The sequence below is a fragment of the Gluconobacter oxydans genome (assembly GCF_006539685.1).
Lineage (GTDB): Bacteria > Pseudomonadota > Alphaproteobacteria > Acetobacterales > Acetobacteraceae > Gluconobacter > Gluconobacter oxydans.
Genome location: NZ_BJNM01000003.1, coordinates 70,936 through 85,635, shown reverse-complemented (window position 1 = coordinate 85,635; position 14,700 = coordinate 70,936). Strand labels below are relative to the sequence as shown.

At 60.9% G+C, this 14,700-nt stretch carries 10 protein-coding genes; 6 read left to right on the top strand and 4 right to left on the bottom strand.

Features of this window, described 5'->3' with window-relative positions; all coding sequences use genetic code 11:
* From tmk to GOX01_RS02245, 5 genes are read left to right on the top strand one after another with little or no spacing between them, the layout of a single operon-like run.
* A complete protein-coding gene (gene tmk, locus GOX01_RS02265; protein ID WP_011251621.1) occupies positions 1 to 645 on the top strand; it encodes a dTMP kinase in 645 nt (214 codons plus the stop codon).
* Positions 642 to 1,565 (top strand): DNA polymerase III subunit delta', encoded by a 924-nt coding sequence (locus tag GOX01_RS02260; RefSeq protein ID WP_024717309.1) that lies wholly within the window; start codon positions 642 to 644, stop codon positions 1,563 to 1,565. Before tmk ends, GOX01_RS02260 begins: the two co-directional genes overlap by 4 nt.
* Positions 1,566 to 1,595: 30 nt before the next feature.
* Positions 1,596 to 3,131: a methionine--tRNA ligase gene (gene metG, locus GOX01_RS02255; RefSeq protein ID WP_062269342.1), complete on the top strand. Its 1,536-nt coding sequence runs from the start codon at positions 1,596 to 1,598 to the stop codon at positions 3,129 to 3,131.
* Complete coding sequence (locus GOX01_RS02250) at positions 3,128 to 3,913, top strand: TatD family hydrolase (RefSeq protein WP_011251618.1); 786 nt, start codon at positions 3,128 to 3,130, stop codon at positions 3,911 to 3,913. Before metG ends, GOX01_RS02250 begins: the two co-directional genes overlap by 4 nt.
* Positions 3,910 to 4,707 carry an MBL fold metallo-hydrolase gene (locus tag GOX01_RS02245; protein WP_011251617.1) on the top strand — a complete coding sequence of 266 codons (798 nt, stop codon included), beginning with the start codon at positions 3,910 to 3,912 and terminating at the stop codon, positions 4,705 to 4,707. Before GOX01_RS02250 ends, GOX01_RS02245 begins: the two co-directional genes overlap by 4 nt.
* Positions 4,708 to 4,815: 108 nt before the next feature.
* Here the strand turns inward: GOX01_RS02245 and GOX01_RS02240 are convergent, their stop codons facing one another.
* Positions 4,816 to 6,441, bottom strand: coding sequence for a porin (locus GOX01_RS02240; protein ID WP_034954727.1), 1,626 nt, complete (start codon positions 6,439 to 6,441; stop codon positions 4,816 to 4,818).
* 586 nt (positions 6,442 to 7,027) lie between these two features.
* Here GOX01_RS02240 and GOX01_RS02235 point away from each other — a divergent pair.
* Positions 7,028 to 8,455, top strand: coding sequence for a peptide MFS transporter (locus tag GOX01_RS02235; protein ID WP_011251614.1), 1,428 nt, complete (start codon positions 7,028 to 7,030; stop codon positions 8,453 to 8,455).
* On the opposite strand, the gene GOX01_RS02230 is transcribed toward GOX01_RS02235, so the two are convergent.
* The 3 genes from GOX01_RS02230 to GOX01_RS02220 form a co-directional block, all read right to left on the bottom strand.
* Positions 8,452 to 11,028, bottom strand: a complete 2,577-nt coding sequence (locus tag GOX01_RS02230; protein ID WP_011251613.1) for a cation:proton antiporter — start codon at positions 11,026 to 11,028, stop codon at positions 8,452 to 8,454. The genes GOX01_RS02235 and GOX01_RS02230 overlap by 4 nt on opposite strands.
* A 49-nt stretch (positions 11,029 to 11,077) precedes the next feature.
* On the bottom strand, positions 11,078 to 11,698 hold the full coding sequence (locus GOX01_RS02225; RefSeq protein ID WP_011251612.1) for a thiamine phosphate synthase: 621 nt from the start codon (positions 11,696 to 11,698) through the stop codon (positions 11,078 to 11,080).
* Positions 11,699 to 11,814: 116 nt separating this feature from the next.
* Positions 11,815 to 14,685: an FAD-binding and (Fe-S)-binding domain-containing protein gene (locus tag GOX01_RS02220; RefSeq protein ID WP_228119094.1), complete on the bottom strand. Its 2,871-nt coding sequence runs from the start codon at positions 14,683 to 14,685 to the stop codon at positions 11,815 to 11,817.
* Positions 14,686 to 14,700 lie beyond the last annotated feature (15 nt).

The window sequence follows — 14,700 nt, the reverse complement described above, 5'->3', positions numbered from 1 at the left end:
ATGGCTGGAAAAGGACTGTTCATTACGCTTGAAGGAGGCGAGGGCGCCGGGAAATCCACCCAGGCCCGCCTTCTGGCCGAGGCCCTGCGCGCGGAAGGGCATAAGGTTCTGCTGACGCGGGAGCCCGGTGGGACGCCGGGCGCGGAAGAAATCCGCAACCTGCTGCTGTTCGGCAAGGTTGATCTCTCCTGGCGGGCGGAAATCCTGATGCACATGGCTGCCCGGTCGGACCATCTCGACAATGCCATTCTGCCAGCGCTTGAGCGGGGCGAGATCGTGGTCTGTGACCGCTTCCATGATTCGACGCTGGCCTATCAGGGCTATGGCATCGGGCAGGGTGCGCCGGAGGTTCTGGCGTTCCTGAACGGTGCCCGCAAACTCGTGGACTTCGAGCCGGATCTGACGCTGATGCTCGAACTTCCCCGGCCGCAGGCACTCGCGCGTCTGAAGGCGCGGGGCGGCCAGACGGACCGTTACGAGGCTCAGGCGGAAGCATTTCATGAACGCGTTCTGGCCGGGTTCGATGCGATCGCATCGGCTGATCCAGTGCGGGTGAAGCGGGTCGATGCCGGTCAGACGCCGGAGGCCGTCAGTGCGGCGCTCCTGCAGGCCGTGCATGAAAGCCTGACGGTTCAGGGCGTGTGAGCGATCCGCGTCACACTCTGAACCTGTATGGCCATGCCGAGGCGGAAGCGACGTTCCGGCAGGCGCTGGCCAGTGGCATGCTGCATCATGCCTGGCTGATCTGCGGTCCGGCGGGGATCGGCAAGGCAACGCTGGCCTTCCGTCTGGCGCGCCTCCTGCTGAACGCGGAAAATCCAGACTCGTCCCAGGCACGTCGCATTGCAGCCGGAACACACGGCGATCTGCTGGAAATCTCGCGGGCCGTGGACGAGAAAAAAGGCCGTCTGCGCGGTGAAATTACCGCTGCGGATGTTCGTCCGGTCCAGACCTTCCTTCACCATACGGCGACCGAAGGCGGCTGGCGTGTGGTGATCGTGGACGGGGCGGAATATCTGAACCGGTTCGCGGCCAATGCGCTGCTCAAGATCCTCGAAGAGCCACCCCCGCGCTGCGTCCTGCTGCTGACCACGTCCTCTCCGGGCGCGCTCTTGCCCACGATCCGCAGCCGCTGCCGGATGCTCACATTGTCCGCGTTGTCTGACGCCGATATGCGCGCCGCACTGCCGGGCATTTCTGCGGATGTGCTGGCGCGGGCGCATGGATCGCCGGGCCGGGCACTCTTTCTGTCGCAGGACCGGGACGGGGCGATTGCGTCATTTGTGGCGGAAATCCTTGCCGGACAGGTGCGTGGATCGGAAACCATGGCCCTGAGCGAGCGTATTGCGAGAGAGGCTGAAGGTTTCGCATTGCTCTGCGATTTGCTAGGCGAGGGACTGGCAGACCGTGCGCGCTCGGCAGCGCGGCGCGGGGATCTTGCAAAGGCCGATCTGGCGGCGCGGCAGTGTTCCGAACTGGACACGCTGAGGCGTCAGACCGAAGGCTTCAATCTGGACAAGGCCCAGGCCATCCGTCAGGCAGCGGAACTCGCTTCCGGCAGCTGAGATGGTCCGGGCGTTATGAAACGAGTGGACATGACGCGGCGCTTCACCATCACGACCCCGATCTTCTATGTGAACGGCGCTCCGCATATCGGGCATGCCTATACCTCCATCGCGGCCGACGTTCTGGCCCGCTTCCATCGCCTGAACGGCGAGGAGGTTCTGTTCGTCAGCGGCACCGACGAGCATGGCCAGAAGGTCGAGCAGACGGCCGTCGCCAAGGGCATGGACCCGCAGGCCTATGCTGACGAGGTTTCGGCCTCCTTCCGCCAGATGCAGAAGGACATGGCGATCTCGACCGACGAGTTCATCCGCACGACCGAAGAGCGCCACAAGGGCGCGGCCAAGGCGCTGTGGGAAAAGGTCGCGGCGAACGGGCATATCTATCTGGGCGCCTATGAAGGCTGGTACTCCACGCGCGACGAGGCGTTCATCGGCGAGGACGAACTGGTCAAGAAGCCTGATGGAACGTTCGTGGCGCCGTCCGGTGCGCCGGTCGAGCGCGTCAAAGAGCCGTCCTATTTCTTCCGTCTGTCCGATTTTCAGGACCGGCTTCTGAAACTCTATGAAGACAATCCCGACTTCATCGGTCCCGTCGGCCCCCGTCGTGAAATCGAGAGCTTCGTCCGTCAGGGCCTGCGCGACCTGTCCGTCAGCCGCACGAGCTTCAAATGGGGCGTGCCGGTTCCGAACGATCCGGACCATGTCATGTATGTCTGGTTCGATGCGCTGGCGAACTATCTGACGGCGGTAGGTTATCCCGACCTCAATGACCCGCGGGCGAAGTTCTGGCCGGCGGATGTCCATATCGTGGGCAAGGAAATCGCGCGCTTCCATTGCGTGTACTGGCCGGCTTTCCTGATGGCAGCGGGTATTGACCTGCCGAAGAGCGTCTTCGCGCATGGCTGGTGGACGGTCGAGGGCGAGAAGATGAGCAAGTCTCTCGGTAACGTCCTTGATCCGAAAGCGCTTGCTGACGAGTTCGGACTGGATGCGCTGCGCTTCTTCCTGATGCGCGAAGTACCGTTCGGCGGCGATTCTAATTTCAGCCGCCGCTCCATGATCACTCGCACGAATGTCGAACTGGCAAACGATCTCGGTAATCTGTGCCAGCGCACGCTGAGCCAGGTGGCCCGCAATCTTGGCGGTGTTCTGCCCGAGCGCGGCACCCTGACCGAAGACGATCAGGCCATGCTGGCGATGGTGACGCTGCTGCCGACGATCATGTCCGAACAGATCGAACGCAAGGCGATCACGGATGCGCTGGAAGAAGTCTGGAAGGTCATTCGCGCCGCCAATTCCTATATCGACCGTCAGGCGCCCTGGGCCCTGAAAAAGACCGATCCGGAGCGTATGGCGGACGTCCTGCGGGTTCTCGTGGACATGATCCGCGGGATCGCAACCATGCTTCAGCCCTACATGCCGAACACGATGGACCGGATGCTGACACAACTCGGTGTGCAGGATGACGAGCGGACATTTGCGGCCCTCGAAACGCCGCTGCCGGCGGGTCGCACGCTTCCCAAGCCGGAAGGTCTGTTCCCGCGTTTTGTTGAGGAAGAGGCATGACGGGACTGATCGACACCCACTGTCATCTGGACAAGCTCGACGATCTCGCACCCGCTTTCGAGCTGGCGCGGGAGTCCGGTTTGTCCGGCATGCTCACGATCGGCACGCGCTTTTCACAGGCGGATACGCAGATTGCTCTGACGCAGCATGACACGCCGGATCTGCGGATCTGGTGCGCGATCGGCATTCATCCGGATTATGCGGACGAGGAGCGTCTGCCGTCGGTCGAGGAGCTTGTTGCCAAGACTGAAGCTCCTTCCGTTGTGGCGATTGGGGAAACGGGGCTGGACTATTTCCACAGTGGGGACGAGGCTAAGCCAGCCCAGCACGCTGCGTTCCGCACCCATATCGCGGCCGCACGTCAGACGGGACTGCCGGTCGTCATCCATACCCGGAACGCCGATGACGACATGATCGCCATCCTGCGTGACGAACACGCCAAGGGTGCTTTTCCGTTCCTGATCCACTGCTTTGCGTCTGGCCCGAAACTGGCGGAAGCGGCGCTGGAACTCGGGGGATATATCAGCTTCTCGGGCCTGCTGACCTTCCCGAAATGCGAGGAAATCCGCGAAGTGGCGCGGATGGTTCCGGAAGACCGCATTCTGGTCGAGACGGACAGTCCGTTTCTGGCTCCCGTCCCGAAGCGCGGCAAACCCAACACGCCGGGTTATGTCGCTCATACGGCTGCCCGACTGGCCGAAGAGCGGGGCGTGTCGCTGGACGAGATCGCGCGGATCACGTCTGAAAACGCCCGTCGTCTGTTCACGAGGATTGCTGCGTGAAAGTGACAATCCTTGGATGTGGCGGCTCTGCCGGCGTTCCCATGATCGGGGGCGAGGAGGGACCACGGACGGGGATCTGGGGCGCCTGCGACCCAACTGAGCCGCGTAACCGGCGCACACGTTCTTCAGTCGTGATCGAAGGTGAGGGCGGTTTCCGGCTTCTGGTGGATTCCGGGCCGGATTTTCGCAATCAGATGCTGAACTGTGGCCTGAGCCATGTGCATGCGGTTCTCTATACGCATCCGCATAGCGATCATATCGGTGGTCTCGATGAATTGCGGGCCATCAACCGCGTGATCGAAACGCCTCTGCCGCTGCTGGCCGCGCCGGATGTTCTGGAAGAACTACGCCTGCGTTACGCTTATGCGTTCGCGCCCTGGAAAGGGCCGGAGTTCTACCGGCCGGTTTTTGACGAGCATGTCGTGCAGCCCGGAGAGACAGTCACGTTCCCCGGTCTGACCGCTCGGATTTTCGAGCAGCGACACGGTCGGATCACGTCCCTCGGCGTGCGTTGCGGAAACTTTGCCTACAGCACGGATGTCGAGACGCTTTCGGAGGAGTCCCTGTCGCTGCTTGAAGGCGTGCAAACCTGGATCGTGGACTGCTTCCAGTATGAGCCGCATCCAGCTCATGCCTGGCTTGAACGCGTGCTCGAGTGGCGTGAGCGCCTCGGTGTGGGGCACGTCATCCTGACCCATATGGGGCCAGAGATGGATTATCAGACCCTGCGCCAGACACTGCCTGCTGGCGTCGAGCCAGCCTATGACGGAATGGTGCTCGACCTTCAGGATTAATATGGGGTGCTGGCCTGTTGCGGGCTGCCCATGAAGGACGCACAGGGCAGGAGCGAGATATCCTCGTGAACTGAAAGACCGGGCAGGGAGGTGCCCGGTCTTTCAGGATCAGAAGGTCATCATGGCACCTGCGGACATTGTGTGGTCGCTTTCGTGGGCGCTGCTGTGGGAATCTGATTCCGTATGGGCATATTCGCCGACGATCGTGAACCAGTCCGTCAGGTTGTAATAGATCGCTCCGACTTCAGACTGGTTGCGCCGGACCATGTCCGGATTGTCCTCACCAGGCGCCTGATAGAGATTGCTGACACCGTAGCTTCCAACAAGCTTGAGCTTGGGCAGGATCTTGTAGGCCGCCTGGACGTAGTAGCCTTCGGAATCACGCTTGCGCCCATCGGCAGATACGCCATCGAAGAAGATACCGGTCGTGCCGAGACCACTGCCATAATAGTAATAGGCCACGCCTTCAAACGGTCCGCGCGTGACCTTCACACCAACGTCGCCGGCCTCGACCGTCGTGCCTTTCCGGCTGCTGCTGCCCAGTGTTGAGCTGGTCAGGTTCTGCTGATGCTGGACGAGGAAGCTGCTCCAGAAGCGGGTCGTGAAGCCGAGAATATTGCCATCATAGGTGACTTTGCCCTGAAGCATGGGCGAGCTGTGCTGGGTCGTGGTCGCAGACAGGCCGCCACCGGCGAAGTTGTATTCATCCAGCGGTGTCATGACGCCGACGGAAGCCTGAAAACCCTTCCATTTCGGAGAGATATAGGTGATCTGCGGCAGCCAGTCCGTATAGACATAGCCCACGCCGATACGGCCGAGTGACGTGTTGGCGGGATTGGCGTTACTGCCGGTACTGCCGACGCTGAGGAGTGTGGCATCGTTCAGGATGGCGTCAGACGCAAACAGAGCAATGTCTCGCCCTAGCTTGACCGTACCGAACTGGTCCGTTCCCGCGGTCATGTAAACCTGACGGAAATCGAGGCCAGCCGTTCCAAGGCCCACCGGGCTGCCGCCCGAATTGGCGTTGAAGGTACTGGGATTGTTGTTGTTGATGCCGGGATACATGCCGAAGACAGCACCGAGCTTGATCCCGTCCTGAACCGTGTTCAGCTTGAGGATCAGACCGCCCGGCAGCAGGCCGTTACGAACGGACGAGGAATCAAAGCCGCTGCTGCCGGTCGAGACGCCACCCGCAACAGCGCGACCACCGGCGGGACTGTTATAGGTGTAGTAAGCGTTGACGAAGCCCGAGATGTTGATGTCGATCTGGCCGGCCTGGATCGTAACGCCTTTGCCCGCGACATAGGGCTTCACGCGCACGATGCTGTCCGGATTGTACGTGCGGCGCGCTTCCAGAAGCGAATTGCGGGCATCCTGCGCACTGGCGGACGCTTCCATGGCAGCACGGCGCGCTGCGGAAACGGCCGCAATGGTCGTGACATCCGGGGGAGCCTCCAGGCTGTTGCCTTCATTCTGGGGTCTATAGCGCATGTAGCGGTTGCGATGACGTGACGGAGCGGCAGGGGTGCTGTCATCGTCGCGCTGCAGGGAAGGATGCGAGTGATGCTGGTGATGGGCCAGCAGAACATTGTATTCCGAGCGGGTCAGGCTGCCCTTGGCTCGGAGAATGTCGAGCAGCTCCGTATAATCATCTGCCCATGCGACATTCGGAAGGACGGAGAGTGCAGCAATGCAGAATGTGCTTCCCAGGAGACTCAGGCGGCACAGGGACATAGATGGCATATAACAGCCGCTCCCGCGGATACACCGGTGCTCGCAATGCGGGCGTGCACCGGTAGAATGGACTACAATACTTTTCCTAGCGCGAATGGAGACATTCTTCGCAACAATAGGATGTGTTCTCACAAAAACGTCAGAAATTCCGGATTTCCGGATCTATTAGTTGGCATAATATATCTTATACGACATTTATGTGAGCGCGAACCCGGCCCTGACCTGCGTCCGGATTTCTCTCCGTCAGATTGCTCTGGAAGCAATAATATCGGCAGTTTTCAGCCATTTTTCACTTATGGCAGAATGCCATTACCATTTTACCCAGGATTTTCCGGCTTCCAGCAGCTGCTTTCTGATGGATGCAAGGCTTTCCCGTAACGGCAAACCTGGCATCTATGGCAAAATGCCAATTTTAGGAACTGGGCCATTTTGCCATAGATCGGATGCTGGTTCGCCTTGTTATGGCACTATGGCAAAACGCCACAAATGCACTCTATGGCATTTTGCCACTGCCCTCTCTCCCCCTTTACCTCACGGGCTTTCTCCCTTTACGCAGGTTATCCCGCCCCTGCGCGAATGAGGCCGCATGACCGAGATCCTTCCTGCTTCCCCTGTTGTCGAACCGTCTTCCGCCGGAAAACAGCTGGAACTCTGGGGGCATCCTATCGGACTGTGGGTGCTGACGCTGACCGAAGGCTGGGTCGGGTTCTCGCTCTACGGGATGCAGGCCATTCTGGCCCTGTATCTGACGGACCATCTGCTGCAGCCGGCTCATTCAGGAGCCGTTGTGGGTCTCGGGCCGCTTGAGGCGTTTGTTTCGGCTCTTTATGCGCCTGTGGGACCGCGCGCCATGGGCGCAGCCATTACAGGTCTGTTTCTGGCGCTGATTTATGCCACCCCTCTCCTCGGCGGTTTTCTGGCAGACCGCGTTCTCGGCCAGACACGGACCATCCTCTTGGGCGCCATCCTGATGACAGCGGGCCATTTCCTGATGTCATTTGACTGGAGCTTTGTACTGGCTCTCGGTTTTCTGCTGGCCGGGCTTGGCATGGCGGGCGGTCTGCGCGCGCAGGTCGGCGCATTGTATGAACTGGGTGACCGGCGGCGTTCGGATGCCTATCAGATCTACATGATGGGGCTTCAGATCGCCGTCATCGTGTCCCCGATCCTGTGCGCGAGCCTGGCGCAGATCGAATGGCACTGGGGCTTTCTGGCAGCGGGCCTGGGCATGCTGATCGGGCTTGTGGTCTATCTCGTGGGGCGGCGCTGGCTCCCCGCTCCTGCTGTTGCGGTGCGTCGGTCTGAGGCCCCGGCCGCAACCACAAAGCACGCACGCCCTGCCCTGACGTCGCAGGAAAAGAAGACGACCCTGCTGCTTCTGGCGCTTGTGCCTGTTCTGGCGGTGGGCGCTGTCCCAAACTCGGAAATCTTCGACGGCTATCTGCTCTGGGGGCGCGAGCATTTCCAGCTTCATCTTCTGGGATACGAGATGCCGGTGAGCGATCTTATTTCCCTGGACGGATTTATCAGCACCCTGTGCGCCGTGCTGGTTCTGTGGTTCTGGAAGGCCTATGCGCGTCGCAGGCCCGATCTGTCGGAGATCTCCAAGGTCGCGCTGGGGACATTCATTGCGGCTTTTGGGCCGCTGATGCTGGCTTTGGGATCATGGATCAGTCCGGGCCCCCATGAGGTCAGTCTGTTCTGGGGACTGGCCTTTCACATCATCAATGACATCGGTTTTTCGATGAGTTATGCGATCGGAATGGCACTTTTCTCACGCGCAGCCCCCGTGAGCCTGAACACCATTCTCGTTGCCTGCTTCTCGCTTCACCTGTTCCTGTCCAACCTGCTGATCGGAAAGCTGGCGACGCTGCTGGGACGGATTTCCGACGTCTCGTTCTGGCTGCTGCATTCAGGAGCCGCGCTTGTGGCAGCGGCAATCCTTGGTTTCTGTGCCGTGCGCTTCCGTGACCTTCTGGTCCCCGGCAAAGAGACCGCGCCACCCGTGCCTTAAGACGGCGGCGCAACCAGACGGCGCATTTCCGGGGCCGATGCGGTTGAGACAACATCACCATCCAGCGTGCGAACCGTGACGGGCGTCAGCAGCCCGTCCGCCCTTTTCTGGCTACGCTGGATAATGAGGCGCTGAACGATGGGATATTCCTTCAGCAGCTTCTCGAACACCGGACGCGGAATGGCGAGCAGATGGCTGAACTGCAGGGAGCGGACGGTCCCGGGCATGGTCTCGTTGCGGATGACGGAGGCTGCGCCGATCAGATCTCCGCTTCCGAACAGCAGGTCCCGTTCCGCCAGATTGACTTCCGCCAGTCCTGCCACCTGCGCATAGACGACGCGCACGCGCTGCCCGCGCTTGAACAGGATTTCGCCAGGCGAGACGAAATGCATGGAGACCTTGCGCGATAGCTTCTGAAGCACGCTGTCGGGAACGCCGTTGAAGGCCGGAAAGGCCCGGAGACGCTGCTCGATGCCACTCTTGAGATTGAACCGCAGGGGCGCATCCAGCCGAGCGCGCTGGCGTTCGATTTCCCGATGCAGTTCGCGGTGCAGCTCCTCGGAAATCAGGTTATCCGCTTCGAGCGCATCATATTCCTCATCCTCCAGACGCAGGGCAATCTGGCGCAGGATGCGGCTTTCCAGAGCCTCGGAATAGCCGGAGTAATGCAGGCGCAGCGTTTCCAGCGCATCGTCCAGAAGCTTGCGCTGGCGGCCGAGCACTTCAGACACGATTTCCGTGATACGCGGGCCAAGCGTCGGCTCCATGCGCTGGCGGATGAAGCGCTGAAGCGACAGCGAGACGAGATGCGCGATGATGAGCATCTCGAAGCGCTCCATCATGCAGTTCGTCAGTGGCTCGTCGATATGAAGGCGGCTGTGGAGTTCCTGCGCGATCCGGAAGCGCAATGAGGGCTGAAGGCGGCGCTTGAGGGCCCGGACATAACCATACCGCCCTTCGAGACGTGCGCCATCGGCCATGGACTCAGTCGTGCGCAGCAATGTCTCCATCACGCGTCGGGACAGTCCCTGAATGCGGAACAGGTCCAGCAGCAGGGAGCGCTCCTGATTGGCGATGGTGATCAGGGCGATATCGACGCGGTTGCGGTCGCTCAGGGCGGATTCAAAATTGTTGGCCGCCCTCTCCTTTTCCGCGCGCCGTTCAAGACGGCTGATGACGCCGGCACGGGTCTGCTCGCTGAAACCGAGTTCTTCGGAAAGCTCCCGTGTGCGTTCCGCAACCTCACCGAGGCCGATGCCCACAATCTGCTGGCGGATGGCCTGATCGATGGGCGAAAGCTGGTCCAGCTTGAAGAACAGGACAAGCGCGCGAAGCGTGGTTCCGTTGACCAGAAGCGTGATGAGAACGAAGCCGGTGGCGATGATGCCGACGAAATGCGCAACGGGGCTCGAGACGCTCTGGTTCTCGGTCACGGCCAGTGCCAGCGCCAGAGTGATGGCGCCACGGATGCCACCCCAGGCCATGGTGGCCTTGAAGGGGTTGGGAACGGGCGGCGAGAGCTTCGTGATGGCAAGAAGCGGCAGCATTCCGAAAATCACGGCCGAACGTGCAATCAGGCCCGCGACGCTGGCGATCAGGATCAGTACGAAATCCCATTTCGTCATGCCGATCAGCAGCCGGGGCACCAGCATGGCGGCCAGAAGGAATACGAGAGAGCCGGCCCAGAAAACGAGCTGCTCCCACATCTCGTTCAGGAAACGCCAGACCTGCGGCCGGAAGGTCGACGGTCCGTAAGCAGAGACGGTCAGCCCCGCAGCAGCCGTTGCGACCACGCCGGAAAAGCCGAGCATCTCATCGCACAGGATGTAAACGGCATAAGGCAGCGCCAGCGTCAGCGTGACTTCCGAAGCCGCCGATCCCCCCAGTCCCGCAATCAGCAGCAATGTGAGGCGCGCCAGACAGACACCAACCACGATCGCCCCGATGAAGGCTGTCAGGAAGTCCATCAGCGCGTCGGCCAGATGGATCTGGTGATGCGAGGTGACGGCTGCCAGAAGGATCGAGAAGATCGAAATGGCCGCAGCGTCGTTCAGCAGGGCCTCGCCTTCGACAAGGCGCGTCAGACGCGAAGCCGCACCGATTTCACGGAAAATCCCGGCCACGGCGGACGGATCGGTCGTCGCGACGATCGACCCCAGAAGCAGGCAGACGACGAGGCTCTGCTGGGCAAACGGATAAAGCGCGAAGCCAATGGTGGCGGTCGAAACGATGACGGCGACAACCGCCAGGAGCAATACCGTTGCCGTTTCATGGGCCAGGCGGCGCACGTCGATGGCCATGGCCCCCTGAAACACCAGGATGGGCAGGAAGATCAGCAGGAAGGCTTCACTGTTGACCGGGAAATAGATCAGCGCCTCGGCCGCCCCGTCCAGCAGATCGGTCGCAGACGAGCGCACGATAAGGGACGCGACAAGGCCCAGCCCGATCCCGGTCAATGCCAGCAGGACAGCTTCGGAAATCTCGAGACGTTTCGCGAGGGGCTGGATGATGCTGACAAGCGTGAGCAGGAACGCAAGCGCTAGAAGTACGGCTGCCAGTCCTGTCACCATCATCGTTGTCTCGGCTCCTTCATGTGGTCGTCTTCAGACGACTTGGTGTGTTTCAAGTTGGTGCTGTCTCCCGGGAGACGGCGTCGAGCCAGCGTCGGACCTGCCCTTCCGGGTCCTGATGGCCGATGAAGTCGCTCATGACGGCAACCGTATCGGCGCCTGCCTCCAAGCATTCCGCCAGCCGGGGCACGGTGATGCCACCAATGGCAACCAGCGGAACATTGCCGCACAGCCCGCGCCATTCTGCCAGTTTCTCCAAGCCCCGCCCCGTCAGCGGCACGCCCCGGAGCTGCGTGGACCAGACCGGGCCGAAGGACACATAATCCGGCTTGCAGGCCAGTGCCGTCTGCAGCTCTTCGTGCGTATGGGTCGAGATGCCAAATCTGATGCCAGCGGTCCGGATCGCGTTGAGATCCGCCGTTTCCAGATCTTCAGGGCCAAGATGCAGCCATTCATAGCCCAGTTCGATGGCCGTCTGCCAGTAGCGGTTCAGTGCCAGAGAAACATTGAAACGTGCGGCCAGTTCCTGTGCCAGCAGGGCCTGCGCCCTGATCTCTTCTTCCGGCAGGTCACGCAGATAGAGTTCGATGAAACGCAGACCCGCTCCACCAAGCCGTTCCACCCAGCGCGGATGGTCGACGACAGCGTAAATCCTTGATGGAAGGGAAGACATCACATTCGTACTCCACAGGGCCTGCACGAAAAGCCGCGCATCATCGGACAGGTAACAGTGTTACAGCTTGGACGGGGTGCGTCCAGAGGCGCTTCATCCTTATCAACGTCCTGTTTTCAGGACCGTTCCTGCAACGCGGAGATCAATGCTTCCGCCGGATGGGGCAGGCGATGACCGGCCATACGCTCGGTCTGGCAGCGGCAGGAAAATCCGGTCGCCAGCACCGGCTGCTTCACTTTCCCCGCCCAGTTCTGATCAAAGATTTGGCGGGAGAGGCTCGCCTGTTCTTTCTGATGTCCGAACAGGCCGGCCATGCCACAGCACCCGGCCTTGCCTGCCTGAACCGGTAATCCGAAATGCCGGAGAATGAAGGCCCAGTCCCCAGCGCTTTCCGGACGGGCCGCCTGTTCCGTGCAGTGCGAGATCACCGTCAAGGATTCCGCCTTACCCGCAGTCTGTACCTCCGCGAACGCCCCCTGCTCTATCTGTCCACGCAGGTAGGTTTCCAGCGGAAGAACGGCCGGGATGGGTGTGTCCCCTGCGACTTCCCTGTATTCCTGCGTGAACATGAGTCCAGTAGCGGCATCCAGCGAAACGACCGGAATACCAAAAGCCGTCAGACCGTGCAGCTTCCGCAATGTCTGACGGGCCGTAACGCCAAAGCCCCTGCGGAACCCCAGAACGTGCCGGGCCTTGCCGTTGTCCCAGACGGGTGTGACCTTCACGTCCAGCCCAAGAGACGTCAAAAGCGTATGGACCTTCTCGATGAGGCCCCCGTCAAAGCTGGCGGTAAAGGAATCCTGGATCAGGATTACAGCCCGCGGGTTATGACGGTTACGACGCAGCCAGGAGCGACTGACCCGACTGTCGGCTCCCAGCCGTGCAGGCTTCAGATGCGGAAGATCCACCAGCCCGATCCGGGACAGAACAGCCTGTGAGAGCGGATTGTGCATCAGGAGATTGGCCAGCGCCGGAGCCTGTCTCCCGACCGCCAGCAGTGGCTCCAGCCAGTACACCAGATAGTCGCGAACCGGCCTGCGGTTGTCGCGGAAGTAGGTCGCCAGGAACTTCGAACGCATGGACGGAATATCCACGCGGATCGGACACTGCGTCGCGCAGGCCTTGCAGGACAGGCAGGTGTCCAGGGATGCCTTGAGCTCTTCCGTCAGAACCGGGAGCATCTCCCGGTCAGGCGCGTTGTCCGGCAGGGAGCGCAGCCTGGCCCAGCTCCGGAGCAGCAGAGCCCGGCCTTTCGGGGACTGCGACCGGTCTTTCGTGGCCTTGTAGGACGGGCACATGGCCATGTCCGGCTCACGGTTGAAACAGGCGCCATTGCCGTTACAGCTTATGGAAAGCGCATAGGGTTCGCGGAGTGCAGGAGCAATATCCTCGTCGAAGCTGCCCTTGAACGGGATGCTGTCGATCCGGTCCACGGGATAGCCCGCCCCACCGGGCGCCAGCTTGCCGCGGTTGAAAATATCTTTGGGATCAAAGACATCCTTGATCCGGCAGAGTTCTGCGAACAGCGTTTCACCGAAAAACAGCGGCGAGAACTCGCCCCGAAATCCCCGCCCATGCTCGCCCCAGAGCAGACCACCGTGCCGTTTCGTCAGAGCGGCCACAGCATCTGAAATGGGACGGATCAGAGCCCGGTCCTGCGGTGTGAGCATGTCCAGAAACGGGCGGACATGCAGGCAGCCGACATCGGCATGTCCAAACATGCCATAGGACAGTCCGTACTCGTCCAGAATATCACGGAACTCGCTGACATATTCAGGGAGAACTTCCGGAGGAACGGCAGTATCCTCGACGAACGGAACGCCTTGTTTGTGACCGTCCGGACGCCCGAGAAGACCAACCGATTTTTCCCGCAGTGTCCAGAGGTTCGCGATAATGTCCGGATCAGAAACTGCTTTATGATCAATGGGTTTGTGCGGAGAGTTCGCAAGCAGGGTGACCGCATGGGCCATCTGTTCCTGCAGGACATCCAGATCATCCCCGACAAACTCGATGAAGCTCATACCCTTGACCGGGAGCGCAGATCTGGTGCCAAGGACGCGTTCCAGCGCGTGCCATGTCACGTCCTGCTGGGCCTTGGCGAGGACGCGGTCGTCCAGCACTTCTACCGCAGACGGGTTGGCTGGCAGAAGCGTCTGAACATCACGCAGGGTATCGTTGAAGCTGGCATAGCGAACGACGATAAGCTGCCGGTATTTCGGCAGACGTCTGACCCGCAGAACAACCTTCTTGGTCAGGGCAAGCGTGCCTTCCGATCCCGCCAAGAGCCGTGCGATATGGAAGCTTCCGTCCTCAAGCAGGACGTTCTGAAGATTGTATCCCGTCAGGCCACGGTTCATGTCCGGGAAGACACGCCGGATCTCGTCGGCCTGTTCCGTGACGACCCGATGGACTTCGCGATAGGCTTGGGCGGCAAGCCCTTTCCCGCTCATCGCCTCTTCCAGCTGGGGTGCTGTCAGTCGGCCGATCTGCAGGTCGGTTCCGTCCGAGAGCACGACGTCCATCGTTTCTATGTAGTCGGAAGTCCGACCATAGATGCGCGACCCCTTGCCGGACGCGTCGGTAGCAATCATCCCGCCGATCGTGGCTCTCGTGGCGGTCGAGACCGTAGGGGGGAAGAAAAATCCGTGAGGCTTCAGGAAGGCATTAAGCCGAGCCAGAATAACGCCCGGTTCCACCGTGACCGTCCCCACCTCGGCATCGAAATCCAGGATCCGGTCCAGATGGCGGGAGACATCAAGGACGATACCATCCGTCAGCGATTGCCCGTTGGTGCCTGTCCCGCCACCACGGATCGCAAGGGTCAGTTCACCATCTGCGGCAGCGCGGACGGCCCGGTTGAGATCTTCGTGCGTGCGTGGATGAATAACGGCGGCCGGAAGGCGCTGATAGATGCTGTTATCGGTGGAAGAAACCAGCCGCGACGAGACCTGAAGGTTGATATCACCTTCAAATCCCTGTTCATCCAGTCGCCTGATAAAAGC

Bases quoted from the DNA above. Each gene is read 5' to 3' on its own strand.
- tmk (WP_011251621.1), top strand. From the start codon at position 1: ATGGCTGGAAAAGGACTGTTCATTACGCTTGAAGGAGGCGAGGGCGCC.
- metG (WP_062269342.1), top strand. From the start codon at position 1,596: ATGACGCGGCGCTTCACCATCACGACCCCGATCTTCTATGTGAACGGC.
- GOX01_RS02250 (WP_011251618.1), top strand. From the start codon at position 3,128: ATGACGGGACTGATCGACACCCACTGTCATCTGGACAAGCTCGACGAT.
- GOX01_RS02240 (WP_034954727.1), bottom strand. From the start codon at position 6,441: ATGTCCCTGTGCCGCCTGAGTCTCCTGGGAAGCACATTCTGCATTGCT.
- GOX01_RS02235 (WP_011251614.1), top strand. From the start codon at position 7,028: ATGACCGAGATCCTTCCTGCTTCCCCTGTTGTCGAACCGTCTTCCGCC.
- GOX01_RS02230 (WP_011251613.1), bottom strand. From the start codon at position 11,028: ATGATGGTGACAGGACTGGCAGCCGTACTTCTAGCGCTTGCGTTCCTG.
- GOX01_RS02225 (WP_011251612.1), bottom strand. From the start codon at position 11,698: ATGTCTTCCCTTCCATCAAGGATTTACGCTGTCGTCGACCATCCGCGC.